At 61.9% G+C, this 20,883-nt stretch carries 13 protein-coding genes and 3 rRNA genes; 1 reads left to right on the forward strand and 15 read right to left on the reverse strand.

What is annotated here, in order from left to right:
- Positions 1-98: 98 nt before the first annotated feature.
- From FOC40_RS06520 to FOC40_RS06550, 6 genes are all read right to left on the reverse strand, one after another.
- Positions 99-992, reverse strand: coding sequence for a copper transporter (locus tag FOC40_RS06520; RefSeq protein ID WP_003796825.1), 894 nt, complete (start codon positions 990-992; stop codon positions 99-101).
- Positions 989-2,134, reverse strand: a complete 1,146-nt coding sequence (gene steA, locus FOC40_RS06525) for a putative cytokinetic ring protein SteA (RefSeq protein ID WP_003796827.1) — start codon at positions 2,132-2,134, stop codon at positions 989-991. The genes FOC40_RS06520 and steA overlap by 4 nt, the downstream gene beginning before the upstream one ends.
- Entirely contained in the window at positions 2,131-3,807 is a 1,677-nt protein-coding gene (recN, locus tag FOC40_RS06530; protein ID WP_003796829.1) for a DNA repair protein RecN, read from the reverse strand. The genes steA and recN overlap by 4 nt, the downstream gene beginning before the upstream one ends.
- Positions 3,804-4,634, reverse strand: a complete 831-nt coding sequence (locus tag FOC40_RS06535) for an NAD(+)/NADH kinase (protein ID WP_003792322.1) — start codon at positions 4,632-4,634, stop codon at positions 3,804-3,806. The genes recN and FOC40_RS06535 overlap by 4 nt, the downstream gene beginning before the upstream one ends.
- The gene (locus tag FOC40_RS06540) at positions 4,631-5,458 is read right to left on the reverse strand and encodes a TlyA family RNA methyltransferase (RefSeq protein WP_003796831.1); all 828 of its coding nucleotides are present in this window, start codon (positions 5,456-5,458) and stop codon (positions 4,631-4,633) included. The genes FOC40_RS06535 and FOC40_RS06540 overlap by 4 nt, the downstream gene beginning before the upstream one ends.
- 184 nt (positions 5,459-5,642) lie before the next feature.
- Positions 5,643-7,424, reverse strand: a complete 1,782-nt coding sequence (locus tag FOC40_RS06550; protein WP_050755250.1) for an HAD-IIA family hydrolase — start codon at positions 7,422-7,424, stop codon at positions 5,643-5,645.
- Here FOC40_RS06550 and FOC40_RS06555 point away from each other — a divergent pair.
- Positions 7,377-8,432 carry a hypothetical protein gene (locus FOC40_RS06555; protein ID WP_155844125.1) on the forward strand — a complete coding sequence of 352 codons (1,056 nt, stop codon included), beginning with the start codon at positions 7,377-7,379 and terminating at the stop codon, positions 8,430-8,432. The two genes, FOC40_RS06550 and FOC40_RS06555, sit on opposite strands and share 48 nt — an antisense overlap.
- Before the next feature lie 138 nt (positions 8,433-8,570).
- Here the strand turns inward: FOC40_RS06555 and rrf are convergent.
- The 9 genes from rrf to FOC40_RS06600 form a co-directional block, all read right to left on the reverse strand.
- Positions 8,571-8,688, reverse strand: a 5S ribosomal RNA gene (rrf, locus tag FOC40_RS06560).
- 124 nt (positions 8,689-8,812) lie between these two features.
- Positions 8,813-11,937, reverse strand: a 23S ribosomal RNA gene (locus FOC40_RS06565).
- Positions 11,938-12,263: 326 nt separating this feature from the next.
- Positions 12,264-13,803 (reverse strand): 16S ribosomal RNA (locus FOC40_RS06570).
- The 16S, 23S and 5S rRNA genes sit together here, the layout of an rRNA operon.
- Before the next feature lie 357 nt (positions 13,804-14,160).
- Positions 14,161-15,423 carry a tyrosine--tRNA ligase gene (tyrS, locus tag FOC40_RS06575; RefSeq protein ID WP_003795411.1) on the reverse strand — a complete coding sequence of 421 codons (1,263 nt, stop codon included), beginning with the start codon at positions 15,421-15,423 and terminating at the stop codon, positions 14,161-14,163.
- 70 nt (positions 15,424-15,493) lie between these two features.
- Positions 15,494-16,921 carry an argininosuccinate lyase gene (gene argH / locus FOC40_RS06580; RefSeq protein ID WP_039929397.1) on the reverse strand — a complete coding sequence of 476 codons (1,428 nt, stop codon included), beginning with the start codon at positions 16,919-16,921 and terminating at the stop codon, positions 15,494-15,496.
- Between the two features lie 42 nt (positions 16,922-16,963).
- Entirely contained in the window at positions 16,964-18,319 is a 1,356-nt protein-coding gene (locus FOC40_RS06585) for an O-antigen ligase family protein (RefSeq protein ID WP_003795404.1), read from the reverse strand.
- A 99-nt stretch (positions 18,320-18,418) separates the two neighbouring features.
- On the reverse strand, positions 18,419-19,639 hold the full coding sequence (locus tag FOC40_RS06590) for an argininosuccinate synthase (RefSeq protein WP_003792771.1): 1,221 nt from the start codon (positions 19,637-19,639) through the stop codon (positions 18,419-18,421).
- A 62-nt stretch (positions 19,640-19,701) separates the two neighbouring features.
- Complete coding sequence (gene argR / locus FOC40_RS06595) at positions 19,702-20,223, reverse strand: arginine repressor (RefSeq protein WP_039929396.1); 522 nt, start codon at positions 20,221-20,223, stop codon at positions 19,702-19,704.
- 73 nt (positions 20,224-20,296) lie between these two features.
- Positions 20,297-20,785: a flavodoxin domain-containing protein gene (locus tag FOC40_RS06600; protein WP_003795399.1), complete on the reverse strand. Its 489-nt coding sequence runs from the start codon at positions 20,783-20,785 to the stop codon at positions 20,297-20,299.
- Positions 20,786-20,883 lie beyond the last annotated feature (98 nt).

Below are 20,883 nucleotides of genomic sequence, written 5' to 3' on the forward strand. Positions count from 1 at the left end.
GCCATTGAGTATAGGCCCGCGCCTTGCACGAGCAGGAGTGCGACGAGGCCCCGGCGGTCACAATGAACCACCGGGGCCTCAGCTAACAGCGTTGTGTGCTACTTGACGGAGGGAATCACCGACTGTGCACCGGTGCCCACACCGAAAGCGCGGGCACTCGTCGCGGGCGTCGACAGCGCCAGCGCGGTATCGACAGCGGCCAGAGTCGTTCCGACCGAGTCAACTGTCGTAACAACGGTACCGCTGGCACGCACCTGCGAAATCATCGCGGCGCGGGTGGAGGCGTCGCCGACGAGAACGCCGTTAGTCGAGCCGAGGGCCTGGCCAAGGCCAACCCACGCATCTGGGTTCGACGTCACCGCAGCGGGCGTCGTGTTGGAAGCAGCCGTCGCCTGTGCACGCGGGCCAACGGCGACGAGCGCCGTGGCACTACCGTTTGCATCCTCGTCGATGGTCATGATCGGCGTGGATTCATCGGTGAGAATCTGACGCAGCAGGTCGGTCTCGGCTCCGGTCGTGGTCAGCACCTGGACGATCGAATAGCCAACGACGCCATCAGCGCTAGCGGTCTTGGCAGCGCCCGACGCGAGGTGCGAGGCCAGGGTCGTCGACAGCGTCGTGCGGTACTGGCTCATCGAGGTCGACTGCCAGTTGTCAGTGAGCGTCACTCGACCGACGACGCTCGCTCCGGCATCGGTCAGCGTCGAACGAATCGCAGTCACGTCATCGTCAGATGCGCCGGGCAAAACAACGAGGGCAACCTTGGCGGAGCTCAGCGAACCGGTAAGCGTCGAAGAAGCGAGGGCCTTGAGGCCGGCAGCCTCCGCATCTGCTTGAGCGCTCAGCAGTGGGTCCGCTGCCGAGGTGGTCGCCGACGAGCTGACGCCAGCCTGAATACGGCTTTGCAGCGGGCCGGCCCCCAGAACGACGCCAACGGCCAAAGCAATGAAGATCCCGATGATCGAGACGACGTGGTAGCGGAAGTTAATCATTGGGCTCCTCCTGCGGAGTGCATCAGCGAGACGAAGAATGAAGTGACGGGGTGCAGCAGGTCGTTGCCCCACGGGGTCGACCACAGAGCGACGCCCATCAGGGCCAGCGCGACCACGGCGAGCAGAACAAGCGTCCAACCGCGCGGACGCGGGCGGAAGGTCGCCGCGACCGCCTGCGCACCGATGAGGCGCGAGCCAACCGCAAGCCGCGAGAAGAATGCGGGGGCCACAAGGGCTCGGCCGGCGTCAACCAGCTCCGCCTCCCCGTACGACACACCAGCAGTGACGACAGCGGGCGCCGACGAATGTGCAGCGACAACGAGAGCCGCGTCGAGAGACGTGCCAGCCATGGCGACGCGATCGTAAACGACGCCCATACGGTCGAGCCGATCTGCGCCGGGAGCGAGGCCGTCTCCTCCGGCGCGAACGATAAAGGAGCGAGCCTTGCGGATCGCCTTCTCACTCATCAGTTCGGCGTCACCGACGACGAGGTCGAGCGACAGTCGGGCGTTCAGCGCCACGTCGGCTCCGCCGTCGACGGCGATCACAAACGGGCTGACCTCGGAGCGCCATCGCGCGAGGGCGCGCAACTCGGCCTTCGCGTCGGCAGCACCCGTCACGAGGAGAATCGGCCGTTTCTCGAGGTCGGAGAGCTGAGGCACGTTGACTCCGTGCAGCACCGTCGCGCCATCTTTCGACAGGTAGTCCTCAATCGAGGCGTCGACAGCGGCAAACAGCGCAGACGAGTCGGCGACGTCGACATCCAAGTCGTCCAAGGACACGATGGATCCGGTCGCAATGACGCAGCCGTCTACGAGGACCTTCGAGCCTGTGACCGTCACTTCTTGGCCTTCGCGCAGGGACATGATGTCCTGACCCAGGTCATCGACGAGGACAATGCCAGCCTCGAGAATGAGCCGTGGCCCCAGGGCAGCTACGCGTCCCGTCAGAGACGGCTGTGCATTCAGCACTGCGACGGGACCGGCAGCAACGAGCGCCGCAGCGCTCTCACGGTCCAGGTCCGCACCGTTGATGACGGCGATCTCGCCGCGTTCTAGGCGCGTCGCCAGGTGCTTGGGGCGGTCGTCAATGCGAATCCGCCCGGAGCGCGCGCTCGTTTCCTTTGAAAGTGTCTCACTCATCCCTGCGATTGTGACACGGCAGAGGCCAAGACTTGCGAAGCGTGGCGGCGCGCCGCAGCCGAGTGCGGATCCCCACCCATCATGCGGGTCAGTTCAGCTTCACGGTTCGCACCGCTCACTTCGTGCACCTTCGTGGTCCCATCGTTCTTCTCGATGACGAGGTGCTGATCGCCAAAAGCCGCGACTTGGGCCAGGTGCGTCACGACAATCACCTGCCGTGATTGTGCAAGCCTCTTCAAACGCGCGCCAACCTCGGTCGCGGTCTGCCCGCCAATACCGGCGTCAATCTCGTCGAAGATAAACGTCGACGACGCTTCGGTGCGCCCCAGCATCAGCTCCAATGCGAGCATGACACGGGACAACTCACCGCCGGAGGCTCCCTGTCCGAGAGGGCGGGCGGGAGCATGAGGATGCGGCTGCAAGCGGAAGACGATGGTCTCACATCCATTGGAGGTGGGTTTCGTCGGCTCACAATCGATGTGCAGCGTCGCGTCGGGCATCGACAGGGCGTGAAGCTCCTCGTTCACGCCCTCCGCGAGCTGTCCCGCGAGACGCACACGCGCCTGCGTGACGCGGCGCCCACACTCAAGAACGCGCTCCTGGGCGGCCACCAGTTCACGTTCGACAGCGGCCGGATCGGACCCGGGCGACGAAAGTTCCTCGACACGAGAGCGAGCCTCGTCGGCCCATGCGAGGAGGCCCTCGATGTCAGCCGCGCGCCCACGCAGTACGTCTTTGATAGCCGCTCGTCTCGCGTGAATCTGCGCAAGCCTCTCCGGATCAGCGTCGAGGCGCGACAGGTACGCCGAAACGTCATCAGCAAGTGCTTCCAACTCGAGCACCTGATTGCGCGCACGTCCCACAAACTCAGCCACGGCCTCGTCGAATCGAGCTGCGTCATCGAGCTGTGCGTAGGCGTGACGGGTCGCCTCAACCGCCCCTGTGAAGTCGCCCCGATCGTCACCCTTGAGAAAGCTCAGAGTCACTCCCACCAGCGCACGCAGGTCCTCGACATTCGTTAGGCGCGCTGCCTCGCGAACGAGATCTTCTTCTTCGCCGATGGCGGGATCAAGCTCTTCAATCTGCTTGATCGCCGCGCGCAGATCCTCCAGCTCCTCGGCACGCTCGCTCGCATCGCCACGCAGCGAATCCAGGCGATGCTTGACCTCGACCGCGTGACGAAAGGCCGCGCGGTACTCCCCAAGCAGAGCCGCGTGCTCCTCACCGCCAAATTGGTCGAGCGCGCGGCGCTGTGCGGCCTCACCCGTGAGACGGATCTGGTCGGACTGCCCATGAATCGTCACCATCGACCCGACGATATCCGTCAGGACCGAGGCCGGCACGGGGCGCGATCCGAGGTGCGCGCGCGAACGGCCTGCAGTGCGCACCGAACGACCGACAATCAGCTCACCGCCCTCGACGAGGCCACCGGCCTCCTCAACGCGAGCTGCAACCTCCTCGTTCACCGAAAAAATACCATCGACAGACAGATGATCGGCACCCGAGCGTACGAGCGCCGCATCCGCTCGGGCACCGAGCAGCAGCTGGAGACTCGACAGCACCATCGTCTTGCCCGCACCGGTCTCACCGGTGACGACGATAAGGCCCTCGCCAAAGTCGACGTGGGCAGACTCGATGACGCCGAGATGCGAAATATCGAGAGACTCGATCACCGAGGATCATCCCTCCACCCGCGCACGGGAAGATTAAACTTGCGGACGAGACGTGCAGAAAATGGTGTGTCGTCCACGCGTACAAGCTGAACGGGAGACGAACCGACGCGCGCCCGCACCACTGCGCCAGCAGGGACTGTCATACGGCGTAGGCCGTCGCACCACATCTCCGGAGGCGTCCAGATGTCATCGAGAACAACGATCTCCACACACGCCGACGGGCCGACGACGAGCGGGCGGGTGAAAAGGCCGTGAGCGGCCAGCGGGGCGACAACGATCGCCTCGGTATCGGGCCACACGACCGGGCCTCCCGCGGAGAAGGAGTAGGCGGTCGATCCGGTCGGAGTGGACAAAATCATGCCGTCAGCGCCGTACGTTGACACTTCCTGGCCGTCGACGACGAGCGCAAAATGAACGGGATGCGCGACGTCGGTGTGCATGACGACAGCCTCGTTGAGCGCCCAGTCGTCGGCCTTCGATCCGTCGGGACGTTCCATCGTGACATCGAGTGTCATGCGTCGTTCGACCGAAAAGTCACCATCGGCAATCTTTCGCGCGAGATCGCCCGTGCCCTTATCACCGAGTTCCGTCAGGAATCCCATGTGGCCGGCGTTGATACCGAGAAGGGGGACGTCCAGAGCGCGCGCACTCGACGCAGCAACCAAGAAAGTGCCGTCGCCGCCGATCGAGAGCACCATATCGATATCGCCGCCCGAAGCGTCGTCGACGACGTCTATGCCGCGTTCCTTGAGTGCCTCTGCGAGGCTCACGGCGCTCGTCACCGCGTTGGGCCTGTGACGGTGACGAACCATCAGGACACGAGTCATCGGGAACCTCCAGCGGGACCGGCCTCAACTGCACGCCGGATGTAGTCGGTGAGCTGCGTGGGATCGATGGGATCCGGGTAGTCGCGGCGCATGTGCACGAAATACTCAACATTACCGGATGGACCGGGCAGCGGTGACGCAGCGATCGCTGCGATATCCAAGCCACGCTCGATGGCGCACCGCGCAACCGTTTCCACAGTTTCGACATGGTGCTCGGGATTACGAACAACGCCTCCGTGGCCGAGACGTTCCTTACCGATTTCGAACTGAGGCTTGACCATCAGGAGGAAATCGGCGTGGGGCGCGGCCGCTGCAGCGAGCGCAGGAAGTACCAGCGTCAGCGAAATGAACGACATATCGCCGACCACAAGCTCCGGGGCGGGAGCGACGGAAGCCGGATCGAGGGTGCGCACGTTCGTCCGATCGTGCACCTCCACGCGCGGGTCGCTCTGCAACTTCCACGCGAGTTGGCCATATCCGACGTCGACGGCGACGACGGATGCAGCGCCGCGGCGCAACAACACGTCGGTAAAACCACCTGTCGAAGCACCCGCGTCCAGAGCCCGACGCCCCTCGATCAGCGGCGCCTTGTCGCCGAGCGCGTCAAGTGCTCCCGCAAGCTTGTGAGCACCGCGCGATACGTACTCCGGATCGTCCGATTCCTCGACAACGATCGCTTGAGCGGGATCCATTTGGCGAGCGGGCTTGAGCACGATCTGGCCATCGAGCTTGACGCGCCCGTCCTCGATCATCTGTGCAGCGGCGGCACGGGACTTCGCGAGGCCGCGGCGCACCAGCTCGGAGTCGATTCTGCGTAACTTCACGCGCCGCTCCCCTCGTGACCTGAACCCGTTGGTTGCGCACCGGGGCGGACCGTGCCACTCGGCGCGTCGGCAGACAGGGCCCGCCGCAGGTCGGCCTCGATCGCCCGGAGCGTCTCTACTTGAAGGGACGCGCCGAGCTGATCGAAACCGACCAGGCGGGCCTCAGTCTGCTCGCGTAATGCCATCAGGCCTGCTCGTCCAGATCTGCAGTGCGTTCCAGGAGCTCCTCGAGCTCCTCCTCACCGGGCAGGAACGCGGGGGTCGAAGCCCCCGGTTCGGGCAGCTTGTCGGCATCCGCAGCCACGTCGTAGAAGTTGTCCTCGTCCGCGGCGGCAACAGGCTCGGGCTGGGAGACAAGACCAGCGGGATCCTCGTTGTCGACGACCGTGATGTCAGGGCAGGTGACCGGCGTGCCGGCGCCATCCGCATACTCCCACGCCGCAGCGGCGAGTGCACGGTAGGAGTCGATGCTGATCGTGACAGGCTCGGTCAGCTCGACGTCGTCAAGCGTGAGCACACCGGAGCGCGTGGCCTTGGCAACCTGGGAAACCCCGCAGGTCCAGGTGCCGTCGCGGTGGTGCTTGGGTGCCGGGTGTGCTTCCAGCAGACCACGCATGTCGATCGCGAGGTAGGTGGGGCGCTGTCCGCGCGGGGCGCGGATGACGTCGCGCGCCTGGTGCACGCCCGTCAGGACATGCAGGGCAGGCACGCCGGCGGCGACAGCGCCCATGATGTCGGTCTCAAGGCGGTCACCGACAGCGAGCGGGTTCTGCGCGCCCACAAGCTCGCCGGCACGGCGGTAGATACCCGGCTCAGGCTTGCCACCAGCGATCGGACGCTTGCGCGTCGCGTGCTGAATAGCGCGGACGAGCGAACCGTTGCCCAGTGCCTGGCCGCGCTCGATAGGCAAGGTTGCATCAAGGTTCGAGGCGTAGAAGGAGGCCCCGCGCTCGATGGCGAAAGCGCCTTCGGACAGCAGCGCCCAGTCGACCTTCTTGTCGAGGCCCTGAACGACGGCGACGGGCTCCTCATCAGCACTGTCCACCAGGACAAAGCCACGCTCCTCGAGAGCGAGACGCAGACCGGCGCCGCCGATGACGAAGACCTTCGAGCCCTCCTCGAGCTCCTCCGCCATGATCGCTGCGATGTCCATCGCGGAGGTCATGACCATGTCAGGCGTCGCCTGGAAGTCCATGGAGTTAAGCTTGTCGGTCACCTGCTGGGGGGTACGCATCGCATTGTTGGTGACGAAGGCGGAAGCCATGCCGGCCTCGCGCGCCTCGATCACCGACGTGGCCGCGTGCTCAATCGTCTCGTCACCGGACCACGCAGTACCGTCAAGGTCGAGCAGAGCGCAGTCGTATTCTTCAGCGAGAGCCGCGCCCGAGCCACGCAGCGGAGAACGCTTGCCATCCACGTCGGCATCAGCGTACAGGGCGATATCGACAATCTCCGTATCCTCGACCTCGGCGGGCATCGACGCAATGACCTCCGCGGCTTCGTTGTCGCGACCAAGGTCGAGCAGTCGCTGCGCCTTGACCTCCATCAAGCGGCGGCGCAGTTCGTCGTCAGCTTCAGCCGGCAGCACTGCAAGTGCATCGTCAACGATCACGAGGCCAACCTCGGCCTGGCCGAGATCCGCGCGGGCACCAGAGGAGACGAGCACGAGCTCGACCTGCTCGGCAAGGTCGAGGGCCGAGGGAACGGTGGCGTCGATAATTTCGACGGCCTTATCCGGATGGCCGAGGCCGCGCTCAGCGTCGGCTTCCACGGCACGCAGCGAGGAATCACCACGCATACGACGCACTGCGCGCACTTCGCGCAGTGCCTCCTCGTAGCGACCCGAAGCGTAAGCGGTAAGCGCAGCTGCCTCGCGCACCACGTCGACACGGCCTGCGCGCGCAACGGCGGCCTGCGCATGCTGGTAGGCGGCCTCGGGATCGAGATCAATCAGCTGCCCAGCCATCACCAGGTGACGGGCAACGATGTCACGATTGGGCCCAGAAAGGGTGGTCAGGGCGCGCAGAGCATCGCGGTCGAGTTCATCGGCACTGACACCGGCGGGAATCGTCGGCTCGTTACCGTTGGGCGAAACGTACTCATCCGTCGAGGAGTAGTTCTTGTAACCGCCGTCGTTACGAGGCGCACCCCCGCGTCCGCGATCCTGGAAGCCGCCCCGGCGGTCGTCGCGGCGCTGGTAGCCACCGCGGTCCCCACGACGATCATCACGCGAACCAAAGTCACGGCGGTTGTTGTCACGACGCTGGAAACTGCCACGCTCACCATCGCGACGATCGTCACGACGGAAGCCGCCGCGCTCGCCGCGGTCCTCGAAACTACCGCGGCGGTCGTCGCGCCGCTGGTAGCCACCGCGGTCCCCACGACGATCATCACGCGAACCAAAGTCACGGCGGTTGTTGTCACGACGCTGGAAACCGCCACGCTCACCATCGCGACGATCGTCACGACGGAAGCCGCCGCGCTCGCCGCGGTCCTCGAAACTACCGCGGCGGTCGTCGCGCCGCTGGTAGCCACCGCGGTCCCCACGACGATCATCACGCGAACCAAAATCACGGCGGTCATTGTCACGACGCTGGAAACCGCCACGCTCACCATCACGACGATCGTCACGACGGAAGCCGCCGCGCTCGCCGCGGTCCTCGAAACTACCGCGGCGGTCGTCGCGCCGCTGGTAGCCACCGCGGTCCCCACGACGATCATCACGCGAACCAAAATCACGGCGGTCATTGTCACGACGCTGGAAACCGCCACGCTCACCATCACGACGATCATCACGGAAGCCTCCACGGTGATCATCACGACGCTGGAAACCACCTCGCTCGCGACGGTCGGAGCGTTCGCCATCGCGATCACGCCACTGCGGCTGGCGCTTCTGGTATCCACCACGGCCGAATTCGCCGCGTCCTCGAGTCTCTTCTGCCATGGTGTCTATCCTCTATTCCTGCGCCGATAGGCGCGCTCTTGTTCATGGTGCGCATCGTGCGCGTTCAACCACCCAATAGTAGACGACGGGCGGCTTATCAGCGGCATGGGGCCGCAAAAACGAGAGGGACGGCACGCTATGGCGTTCCGTCCCTCTCGATGAGGTGTGTTGTGGCGGTGTCCTACTCTCCCACAACCTGTCGGTTGCAGTACCATTGGCGCTGCCGGGCTTAGCTTCCAGGTTCGGAATGGGTGCTGGGCGTTTCCCCGGTGCTATGACCACCACAAGTTTTGGTGTTCAACACGCTCCCCCCTGGTGTTGTGGCGGGGGGTGTGGGTTGATCGTGGTTTGTATAGTGGTTGCGGCTGTTGTGCTGGTGTTTCTTGTTCACCCCAACGGTGTGTTGGGTTGTTGTTTAGTGTTGGCCCATTAGTACCAGTCGGCTCGCGAGCACATTGCTGTGCTTCCACCTCTGGCCTATCAACCCGCTAGTCTGGCGGGGGCCTCTCACCCCACGGGGGGGGCGTGGAAATCTCATCTTGAAGCAGGCTTCCCGCTTAGATGCTTTCAGCGGTTATCCCTTCCGAACGTAGCCAACCAGCCATGCACCTGGCGGTACAACTGGCACACCAGAGGTTCGTCCATCCCGGTCCTCTCGTACTAGGGACGGCCCTTCTCAAATTTCCTGCGCGCACAGAGGATAGGGACCGAACTGTCTCACGACGTTCTGAACCCAGCTCGCGTACCGCTTTAATGGGCGAACAGCCCAACCCTTGGGACCAACTCCAGCCCCAGGATGCGACGAGCCGACATCGAGGTGCCAAACCATGCCGTCGATATGGACTCTTGGGCAAGATCAGCCTGTTATCCCCGGGGTACCTTTTATCCGTTGAGCGACCACGCACCCACGTGCCATGGCCGGATCACTAGTTCCTGCTTTCGCACCTGCTCGACCCGTCGGTCTCACAGTCAAGCTCCCTTGTACACTTGCACTCGCCACCTGATTACCAACCAGGCTGAGGGAACCTTTGAGCGCCTCCGTTACATTTTAGGAGGCAACCGCCCCAGTTAAACTACCCACCAGGCACTGTCCCCAACCCGGATCACGGGCCAAGGTTGAGGTGACCGCTTGAACCAGAATGGTATTTCAACGACGACTCCACCACCGCTGGCGCGGCAGCTTCACAGTCTCCCACCTATCCTACACAAGTCCAAGCGAACACCAATACCAAGCTATAGTAAAGGTCCCGGGGTCTTTCCGTCCTTCTGCGCGAAACGAGCATCTTTACTCGTACTGCAATTTCACCGAGTTCGCGGTTGAGACAGCGGAGAAGTCGTTACGCCATTCGTGCAGGTCGGAACTTACCCGACAAGGAATTTCGCTACCTTAGGATGGTTATAGTTACCACCGCCGTTTACTGGGGCTTAAATTCACCGCTTCACACCCCAAGGGGGGTGTTGACAGTTCCTCTTAACCTTCCAGCACCGGGCAGGCGTCAGTGCGTATACATCGCCTTACGGCTTCGCACGCACCTGTGTTTTTGATAAACAGTCGCTTCTCCCTATTCTCTGCGACCCCACAACCCCACCACCACGCAAGACGGAGGGAAGTCACGGGGTCCTCCTTATCCCGAAGTTACGGAGGAATTTTGCCGAGTTCCTTAACCACGATTCACTCGAACGCCTCGGTATACTCTACCTGACCACCTGAGTCGGTTCAGGGTACGGGCGCGTCATGCCCTCACGTCGAGGCTTTTCTCGGCAGCTTAGGATCACCACAAGTCCACACACGCGTGTGTCCCTCATCAGTTCTCACCCACATGCCCCCCGGATTTGCCTGGGAGGCGGGCCACAACCTTAAATACGCACAACCATCGGCGCACTGCAGCTACCTGTCTGCGTCACCCCTGTTAACACGCTTGCCTACAATCACCGGGGCCCCAAGACCCACACACACCACGCGACCCGAAGGTCATGTGGCGGCGTGAGCAAATTGGTTAGCACAACGACTTCAGCATGGGCGGTCATAACGCGGTACCAGAATATCAACTGGTTGTCCATCGACTACGCCTGTCGGCCTCGCCTTAGGACCCGACTAACCCAGGGCGGATAAACCTAGCCCTGGAACCCTTAGTCAATCGGCGCTGCGGATTCTCACCGCAGATTCGTTACTCATGCCTGCATTCTCACTCCCACACAATCCACCAGAAGTTCCCTCCAGGCTTCACCTCGTGCAGGACGCTCCCCTACCCAACAACACACCGACAACCAGTTCCTGGTGCCAGCCATGCGTGTTGTTGCCACAGCTTCGGCGGTACGCTTGAGCCCCGCTACATTGTCGGCGCAGAACCACTTGACCAGTGAGCTATTACGCACTCTTTCAAGGATGGCTGCTTCTAAGCCAACCTCCTGGTTGTCACCGCGACTCCACATCCTTTCCCACTTAGCATACGCTTAGGGGCCTTAGCTGATGATCTGGGCTGTTTCCCTCTCGACTACGAAGCTTATCCCCCGCAGTCTCACTGCCGCGCTACACCTAATGGCATTCGGAGTTTGGCTGACGTCAGTAACCCACAGGGCCCATCGGCCATCCAGTAGCTCTACCTCCACCAGGGACCACGCGACGCTGCACCTAAATGCATTTCGGGGAGAACCAGCTATCACGGAGTTTGATTGGCCTTTCACCCCTACCCACAGTTCATCCCCCAGGTTTTCAACCCTGGTGGGTTCGGTCCTCCACACAGTCTTACCTCTGCTTCAACCTGACCATGGGTAGATCACCCCGCTTCGGGTCTAGAACACGCGACACACGCCATATTTCAGACTCGCTTTCGCTACGCATACCCCACACGGGTTAAGCACGCCACGTATCACTAACTCGCAGGCTCATTCTTCAAAAGGCACGCCATCACCCCTCAAGGCTCTGACGGCTTACAGGCACCCGGTTTCAGGTACTATTTCACTCCCCTCCCGGGGTACTTTTCACCATTCCCTCACGGTACTATGCACTATCGGTCATCAAGTAGTATTTAGGCTTACCAAGTGGTCTTGGCAGATTCACACGAGATTTCACGAGTCCCGCGCTACTCGGGTACCACACCCACACCACACGCCACCGGTCCGTTTACACGACTATCACGCTCTACGGTCAGACTTCCCAGACTGTTCAACTCCCAACAACAAGTGATGCGATCCCCCGGCAGAAAGATCCAATATGGCCCCACAACACCAAACACGCAACGGCCGCCGCCTCTGGCACGCATCTGGTTTAGCCTCCTCCGCTTTCGCTCGCCACTACTCACGGAATATCTTTTCCTGCGGGTACTGAGATGTTTCACTTCCCCGCGTTCCCCCCACCACCCTATACACGTTCAGATGATGGTAACCCAGCACAACCCAGGTTAGGTTCCCCCATTCGGACACCCTCGGATAATAACGCTCGCTCGCCAGCTCCCCGAGGCATATCGCAGGCCGCAACGTCCTTCATCAGCTCTTGATGCCAAGGCATCCACCGAATGCCCAATAAAACTAAACAAAACACAAAAAACAGTACAGAACAAATATGCTCGCAACCACTATACAAATCACAAACAACCCACCACACACACCCACACCAACACCAACAGGCTGGCCGGCTGCGCAGGCAACCACCACAACAAGTGGCGGACGCTCACACGGTGTTGAACGTGAACCCGACAGTGTGCTCGAATGCCATAAAACTTTTATGCCCAACCCACAATCACGCACCCACACCCACCACCCACATCAGGTGGCATACACATGCAGGCACAAGAAAACAACACAACACACCAACCACAAGGCCACCATGCTGCATTGTTCCCCACAAAATGGGCTCCCTAGAAAGGAGGTGATCCAGCCGCACCTTCCGGTACGGCTACCTTGTTACGACTTCGTCCCAATCGCCAATCCCACCTTCGACCACTCCCCCCACACAAAGCGGTTAGGCCATGGGCTTCGGGTGTTACCAACTTTCGTGACGTGACGGGCGGTGTGTACAAGGCCCGAGAACGTATTCACCGCAGCGTTGCTGATCTGCGATTACTAGCGACTCCACCTTCATGGGGTCGAGTTGCAGACCCCAATCCGAACTGAGACTGGCTTTAAGGGATTCGCTCCACCTCACGATTTCGCAACCCTCTGTACCAACCATTGTAGCATGCGTGAAGCCCAAGACATAAGGGGCATGATGATTTGACGTCATCCCCACCTTCCTCCGAGTTAACCCCGGCAGTCCCCCACGAGTCCCCACCATCACGTGCTGGCAACATAGGGCAAGGGTTGCGCTCGTTGCGGGACTTAACCCAACATCTCACGACACGAGCTGACGACAACCATGCACCACCTGCACACGACCAACTAAATGCCACCACATCTCTGCAGTGCCGCCGTGCATGTCAAGCCTTGGTAAGGTTCTTCGCGTTGCATCGAATTAATCCGCATGCTCCGCCGCTTGTGCGGGCCCCCGTCAATTCCTTTGAGTTTTAGCCTTGCGGCCGTACTCCCCAGGCGGGGCACTTAAAGCGTTAGCTACGGCGCAGAAACCACGGGTGGCCCCCACACCTAGTGCCCAACGTTTACAGCGTGGACTACCAGGGTATCTAATCCTGTTCGCTCCCCACGCTTTCGCTCCTCAGCGTCAGTAACGGCCCAGAGACCCGCCTTCGCCACCGGTGTTCTTCCTGATATCTGCGCATTCCACCGCTACACCAGGAGTTCCAGTCTCCCCTACCGCACTCAAGTCAGCCCGTACCCACCGCACGCCCCCAGTTAAGCCAGAGGATTTCACGGCAGACGCGACCAACCGCCTACAAGCCCTTTACGCCCAATAATTCCGGACAACGCTCGCGCCCTACGTATTACCGCGGCTGCTGGCACGTAGTTAGCCGGCGCTTCTTTACCCACTACCCTCACCACAACCAATGTTGCGGCTTGACCATGAGCGAAAGAGGTTTACAACCCGAAGGCCTCCATCCCTCACGCGGCGTCGCTGCATCAGGCTTTCGCCCATTGTGCAATATTCCCCACTGCTGCCTCCCGTAGGAGTCTGGGCCGTATCTCAGTCCCAATGTGACCGGTCACCCTCTCAGGCCGGCTACCCGTCAAAGCCTTGGTAGGCCATCACCCCACCAACAAGCTGATAGGCCGCGAGCCCATCCCCCACCAGAACAAACCTTTCCACCAACCCCCATGCGAAGACCAGTGAATATCCAGTATTAGCACCCGTTTCCGGGCGTTATCCCAAAGAAGGGGGCAGGTTACTCACGTGTTACTCACCCGTTCGCCACTCATCCACCCAGCAAGCTAGGCTTCAGCGTTCGACTTGCATGTGTTAAGCACGCCGCCAGCGTTCGTCCTGAGCCAGGATCAAACTCTCCGAACAAAAACAAAAACGTTAAAGCCCGGAAAAACCAACCAACCAAACAAAGCCAGCCAGCAATCCCAACCAAAAACACTCAAAAACAAAAAACAGGCATAAAAAACAAACAAACACACTATCGAGTTCACAAACAACACCCACACACCCCAGAAAACCAAGCCAAAAACCCAGCCACCAGAGCAGTGAACCACCACCACAAACCCACAAACAAGCTCGCGGCGACAGGTGAATAATCTACCCACCCCCACACCCAAAGTCAAACCAAAACACCGTGACCCCCACCACACACCCCACAAACCCGCCAAACACAACGAAAAGAGGGTACCCGACGAATGTCGGATGCCCTCTTACTCGAAGCGATTAGCTCAGCTCCAGCACCGCTAGGTTTTTACGGCCCTTACGAATGAGAGCCAGTCCACCGGCGACAACGTCTTCGTCACGCAGCACAGCCTCAGGATCCTCAACCTTGACGTTGTTGATGGAGGCGCCACCGGAGGAGATCGTTCGGCGTGCCGCAGTCTTGCCCTTTTCAAAGCCGAGAGCAACGAGTGCATCGGCAACGGTCGACTCGCCGATGGTGAGGGACGCGCGCGGTAGATCTGCGGTTGCTGCAACCAGGGTTGCCTCGTCAAGATCACGGATGTCGCCACCGCCCCACAGGGCGTCGGTCGCCGCGAGGACGCGCTCGAGCTGATCGGCGCCGTGCACGAGCTCGGTGACGGAGGCAGCCAGTGCTTTCTGCGCGGCCCGCTGGTGCGGACGCTCGGCGACCTCGACGGCCAACGCTTCGATCTCTTCACGCGACTTGAACGTGAAGATCTTCAGGAAGCGCACGACGTCGTCGTCCGCGACCTGGAGCCAGAACTGGTAGAAGGCGTAGGGAGTCATCATTTCGGGGTCGAGCCAGATGGCACCGCCCTCAGACTTGCCGAACTTGGTTCCGTCGGCCTTGGTGATAATCGGCGTGGTCATCACGTGGGTATCGACGCCTTCGACCTTACGGATCAGGTCGACGCCGCCAACCATGTTCCCCCACTGGTCGTTACCGCCGGTCTCGAGCGTGCAACCGTTGCGGCGGTAGAGCTCGAGGAAGTCGTTGGCTTGGAGCACCTGGTAGGAGAACTCCGTGTAGGAGATACCCTCGTCCGACGCGATACGGCGGGCAACGATGTCCTTATTGAGCATGGTGCCCACGCGGAAGTACTTACCGATCGTGCGCAGCATGTCGATCGCGCTCATCTCCTGCGTCCAGTCCAGGTTGTTGACCATCGTGGCCGCAGCGGGTCCCTCGAAGTCGAGGAACTTCGAGATCTGCGAATGCAGGCGATCCGCCCATCCCTTCACGACCTCGGTCGACTGAAGCTGACGCTCGCCACTCTGACGCGGGTCGCCGATCTGCCCGGTGGCACCGCCCACGAGAGCGAGCGGACGGTGACCGGCGAGCTGCAGGTGGCGCATCACGATCAGCTGAACCAGGTGTCCGTGGTGCAGAGACGGCGCGGTCGGGTCATAGCCGCAATAGAAGGTGACAGGTCCGGCGTTCAGGTGCTCGCGGAGCGCCTCGAGGTCGGTGTGCTGAGCGAGCAGCCCACGCCACTGCAGTTCGTCCAGAATGTCTGTCACGAAAGTTGTCCTTCCTTGCGGATTCGACGGATGAGTACCGTTATAGTGTATCGGCTTGCGAGTACTGGCGTTAGTGCAGCGCCGTAGCCGCCCACTTGCGCGCATCGGCGAGGCCTGCCTCGGCCTCGGCGATCTGCTCACGGACGCGCTCAGGGGCAGTGCCACCACGCCCACGGCGGGCACCGACTGAGCCTTCGACGGTCAGCACCGAACGGACCTCGGGGGTCAGTGCCGACGAGGCCTGGGCGAGCTCCTCGTCGGTCAGGTCAGCGAGCTCCACTCCCCTGGCCTCGGCCAGGCGCACGCACGCACCCGAGATCTCGTGTGCATCGCGGAACGGAACGCCCTGCTTGACGAGCCATTCGGCAATGTCGGTGGCGAGCGAGAATCCCTGGGGGGCCAGCTCCTCGAGACGGTCGAGATGAATCGTCATCGTGTCGATCATGCCGGCGACGGCCGGACACAAGATGTCGAGGGTGTCGATCTGGTCGAACACCGGCTCCTTGTCCTCCTGAAGATCGCGGTCGTAGGCAAGCGGAATACCCTTGAGCACCGCGAGCAAACCGGTCAGGTCACCGATCAGTCGGCCAGCCTTGCCGCGGGCAAGCTCCGCAACGTCGGGGTTCTTCTTCTGAGGCATGATCGACGAACCCGTGGAGTACGAGTCGTCCAGCGTCACGTAGCCGAACTCCTTCGTATTCCAGATGACAATCTCCTCGGACAGGCGCGAAATGTCGATGCCGATCTGCGCGCACACGAAGGCGAACTCAGCGACCACGTCACGAGCAGCCGTGCCGTCGATCGAGTTTTCGACGGAGTCGGTGAAGCCAAGTGCAGCCGCAATACGACGCGGATCCATACCCAGCGTATTGCCGGCGAGCGCACCGGAACCGTACGGGGAGATAGCCGCGCGCTTGTCCCAGTCACGCAGACGTGCGACGTCGCGCAGCAGCGGCCACACGTGTGCCAACAGATGGTGCGCAACGAGGACAGGCTGAGCGTGCTGCATGTGCGTACGCCCCGGCATCACCGCGTCGCCAACGCGCATAGCCTGCCCGATGAGAGCCTGAGCGATATCAAGAACGCGACCGGCAAGGTGACGGGCCTCCTCGCGCAGGTACACACGGATGAGCGTGGCAATCTGATCGTTGCGGGAGCGTCCAGCGCGGAGCTTGCCGCCCAGCGTCGCTCCGGCTCGCTCGATGAGGCCACGCTCAAGTGCAGTGTGGACGTCTTCGTCGTCGGGCGCGGGCACAAAAGCGCCCGAAGCGACATCGGCGTCGAGGCGTGCCAGAGCATCGTGCATATCGGCGCACTCCTGGTCGCTCAGCAGGCCAACGCGATGCAGCTCATCAGCGTGCGCGTGCGAGCCAGCGATATCCACGTGTGCCAGTCGGAAGTCGAAGTGCGTCGACACGCTCAGTGCAGCCAGCGCCTGTGAAGGCCCTCCAGAAAAACGGCCACCCCACAGCGAGACGTGCGTTTCGGACTTCGACATGAGTTCCTCCTGGGTCGGTGACAACGATGCTGTTCGCATGTCTTAAGAATATTCGAGATGTTGGCGGGCCGCCGACGGCCAGACCACGGGAACCTCACCTCGGACCTTCACCCACGTCGCGATCATGACGAAGAGCATCCAGTTGCCCTCGAAGAGCAGGCGCGACTCAGTAAACGACTGAATAAACATCGCGATGATGATGACCGCCGGAATGACGTCCCACAGGTTATCGTCGATGTGGGCCACGGCGACTTTCACGACGCGGTAGAGCGTCCAGACGATGGCAACGGTGATCATGGCTGCGCCCACAAAGCCTGTCGTGAGCGCCGCCTCGACGTACACGTTGTGCGCTTGATTAGTCGGCGTCCCATCGGGCCGGATGACGAGAGAGGCAAAAGGTTCCATCTCCGTGGGCCAACCAATAAACCAGCCCCACCCGCCGATCGGACGCTGCCTGACGAGCGGCGCCACCGCATGCCAGATGACGGAACGCCCGCTCATGTCGGGGCTGCGCCCGAAAGCATCCGCAATCATGTGGCGGCAGAAGAACGCTGCGATCGCGGTGAGAACACCGATGCCTGCGAACATGCCGACGACACGTAGACGCAGATGCACCGGAACGCGACGCTGAACGACCAGGCCGGCGATGACAACCAGGCAGCCGACCGTCGACAGGGCGACGGTCGCGGACTGGGTCAACAACATGACGACGCCACATGCCGTCAGCCAGAGCACCGTCGACAGCCGCGCCGCACGAGTCTGCATGTATCGGAGAATCAGGCACACGGCCAGCAAGAGCGCGACAAAAGCAAGAGGGTTTCTGTTGCCCGGGAAGCCTTGAATTGGCCCTCCTTGAAGGAGGTGTCCATCCACCCAGTAGTAGGAGGCGGGAAGCAGACCTCTCCCCCACATGATGGGAGGGGCGAGCGGGCCGTGACCACAGAATGCGACCAGGGCTTCGAGCACGAACGACGATCCGATGATCCACTGGAAAGCTAGGATGAGCGCGCCCACGAGCTCGGTCAGCGGGAGTGCGACTGCCACACCAATCGACACGAGCGTCAGCGCTACCGACGAGACGGCGTACTGCGCGCTCTGCAGAGGGGCCACGGACCACGCGCACGACAGAGCGCACCAGGCGACAAAGAGACACGTCGTAGTTGGAAAGCGACGCAGCAACAGCGAGCGACCGGAGGTACGGAAGAGCACCACAAACGACACAAGCAGGATCAGCATCGGAACAAGCGAGCCAATCTCCCCGAAGATGCCACGAACGCCTTTGCCGGCAAAGCCGACAAAGAACATCGCAGCAACCGTGTAGCGCATCATGCGCGTGCGCAGGGCGTCATCACGATCGCTCCCCACGGCATCGCTCACGGCGCTCGCCTCATACGTCATACACGAAACAGTAAGCGAGGCGGGAGCAGCCTTCTCGCCGCTCCCGCCTCTTGAAACCCAACTGAGACATTCTCTGTGAGAACGCCCTCAACCTATCGTTCAGTAACCCATGTTCACGCCGAAACGCACATCGCGGGCCGCTGCAAGCTTCGACTGCAGGCCGTAGATGTCGATAAAGCCGCGCGACGAGGACTGATCGAAGGTATCGCCGGTCTCGTAGGTCGCAAGGTTGAAGTCGTACAGCGAGGACTCGGAGCGGCGACCGTTCACGGTCGCACGTCCGCCGTGCAGCACCATGCGGATATCGCCGGAGACATACTCCTGCGTGTGCTCGATGAAGGCATCCATCGACTTCTTCAGCGGCGAGTACCACTGCGCCTCGTACACAAGTTCTCCCCAGGTCTGCTCCAGCTGACGCTTGTAGCGGCGCTGCATGCGTTCCAACGTCACTGACTCGAGAGCCTGGTGCGCCTCGATGAGCGCGACGGCACCGGGGGCCTCGTAAATTTCACGGGACTTGATGCCAACGAGGCGGTCCTCGACCATGTCGATACGACCGATGCCCTGAGCGCCCGCACGGCGGTTCATTTCCTGAATGGCCTCGAGCGGCGTGACAGGACGGCCGTCGATGGCGACGGGGATGCCCTTATCGAAGGTGATGACGACCTCGTCAGGCAGCGGCGGGTAGGTCGGATCGTCGGTGTAGTTGTAGACATCCTTGGTCGGAGCATTCCAGAGGTCTTCGAGGAAGCCGGTCTCAATGGCGCGGCCCCACACGTTCTGGTCGATCGAGAAGGGATTGTGCTTGGTTGTTTCGATCGGCAGGTTGTGCTTCTCGGCGTAGTCGATCGCGACGTCACGCGTCAGCGCCAGGTCACGGACAGGGGAAATGCAGTCCATGTCGGGCGCCATCGAGGTAATCGAAACTTCGAAACGCACCTGGTCGTTGCCCTTGCCCGTGCAGCCGTGGGCGACTGTCGACGCACCAAACTCGCGAGCCGCCTTCACCAGGTGCTTGGTGATGACGGGACGCGACAGTGCCGACACGAGGGGGTACTTGCCTTCGTACAGAGCGTTAGCCTTGAGCGCGGGCATGCAGTACTCTTCTGCGAACTCGTCGCGGGCGTCTGCCACGTAGGCTTCCACGGCGCCACAGTCGAGGGCGCGCTGGCGAATGACCTCAAGGTCTTCTCCGCCCTGGCCGACATCAACGGCAACGGCGACGACCTCGCGGCCGGTCTGCTCACCGATCCATCCGATGGCGACAGAGGTGTCCAGGCCACCTGAATACGCCAGGACGACGCGATCTTTGCTCGACATGTGGGTTCCTTCCAGTTGTTGGGTTCGTAGTGCCCGGGGCGTCAGTAAGAACGAGGCCGGGGCTAGTTTTCGGGGAGCGCGCCAGGTTCAGCGAGGGCCAGCAACGAGCGTTCGACGTCGGCCGCGCCTTCTTCGCTGCGGCAGATCACGAGGATTGTGTCGTCGCCAGCGATTGTTCCGGCGATCTCGTCGCGCCTCACTGCGTCGATCGACGACGCAAGGAGGTTGGCTGCACCCACCTGGGTACGCAGGACGAGCTGGTTTCCCACCTTCACGGAGGTGACGAGGAGCAGCTGGCACCAGCGCGCCAGACGGACGTTCGCGGCTTCAGCGTCGTGGGTATGACCGCCGTCGTGGTCCGGCACCGTATAGATGAGCGCCCCGGACGTGTCACGGATTTTCGTCGCACGCAGGTCCATCAGATCGCGAGAGAGGGTCGTCTGGGTGACGTCAATCCCCCGCTCGGCCAGGCGAGCGCGCAGTCCCTCCTGGCTACCGATCGACTCGGACGCCAGAAGATCGCGGATCATCTCATGCCGCGCACTCTTGGTGCTCGGAAATGCGGGTGTTGCACTCATATGCATGATTATACGCATGCATGCATATAAATAAGCAAGCGGGCGAGGAATGTCCCTCACCCGCTTGCCATCAACGTTCTCAGGCGCCCAGCTGTGCCGCGATATCGTCGGCCCATGCGTCGATCGCGTCCCAGTCACGGAAGTCGCCCTCAACGACACCGGCGAGGCGCGCAACCGAGCGCTCGCGCAGCGACAGAAGCTCCGGCTTGTAGCGACCCGGGAAGGTACGCAGCTCACGGCAGTTCACGTGGGTGAGGAGCGGACCGACACGGTTGCTATCCTGCTGCGAGTGGTTCGGCACGCCATTCATGCCGACGGAGAAAGCCCACACCGGCTTGTCGCGCAGATCATCCTTGAAGCGCTCCATGAAGTCGTGAGCCTCAGGCATCCACTGGAGAATGTAGACGGCAGAGCCGACAACCACGGCGTCGCAGGATTCAACCGTGGTCACGTCGGCAGGCGCGGCACGATCGACGGTGAAACCCGCCGCTTCGAGGCGCTTCGCGATGGCGTCGGCGACCTCATCCGTCGCCCCGTGCTTTGATGATGCAGTAACAAGGATGTGCATGTATCCATCGTAAGGCGAATACCGGTCGAATCGATGGGCACAACGCCCCAAATGAGTGGGGTGCCACACCGCCGATTCGACCGGCCTGTCGCTTCGTG

It is taken from the genome of Schaalia odontolytica (genome assembly GCF_009730335.1).
Taxonomy (GTDB): Bacteria; Actinomycetota; Actinomycetes; order Actinomycetales; family Actinomycetaceae; genus Pauljensenia; species Pauljensenia dentiphila.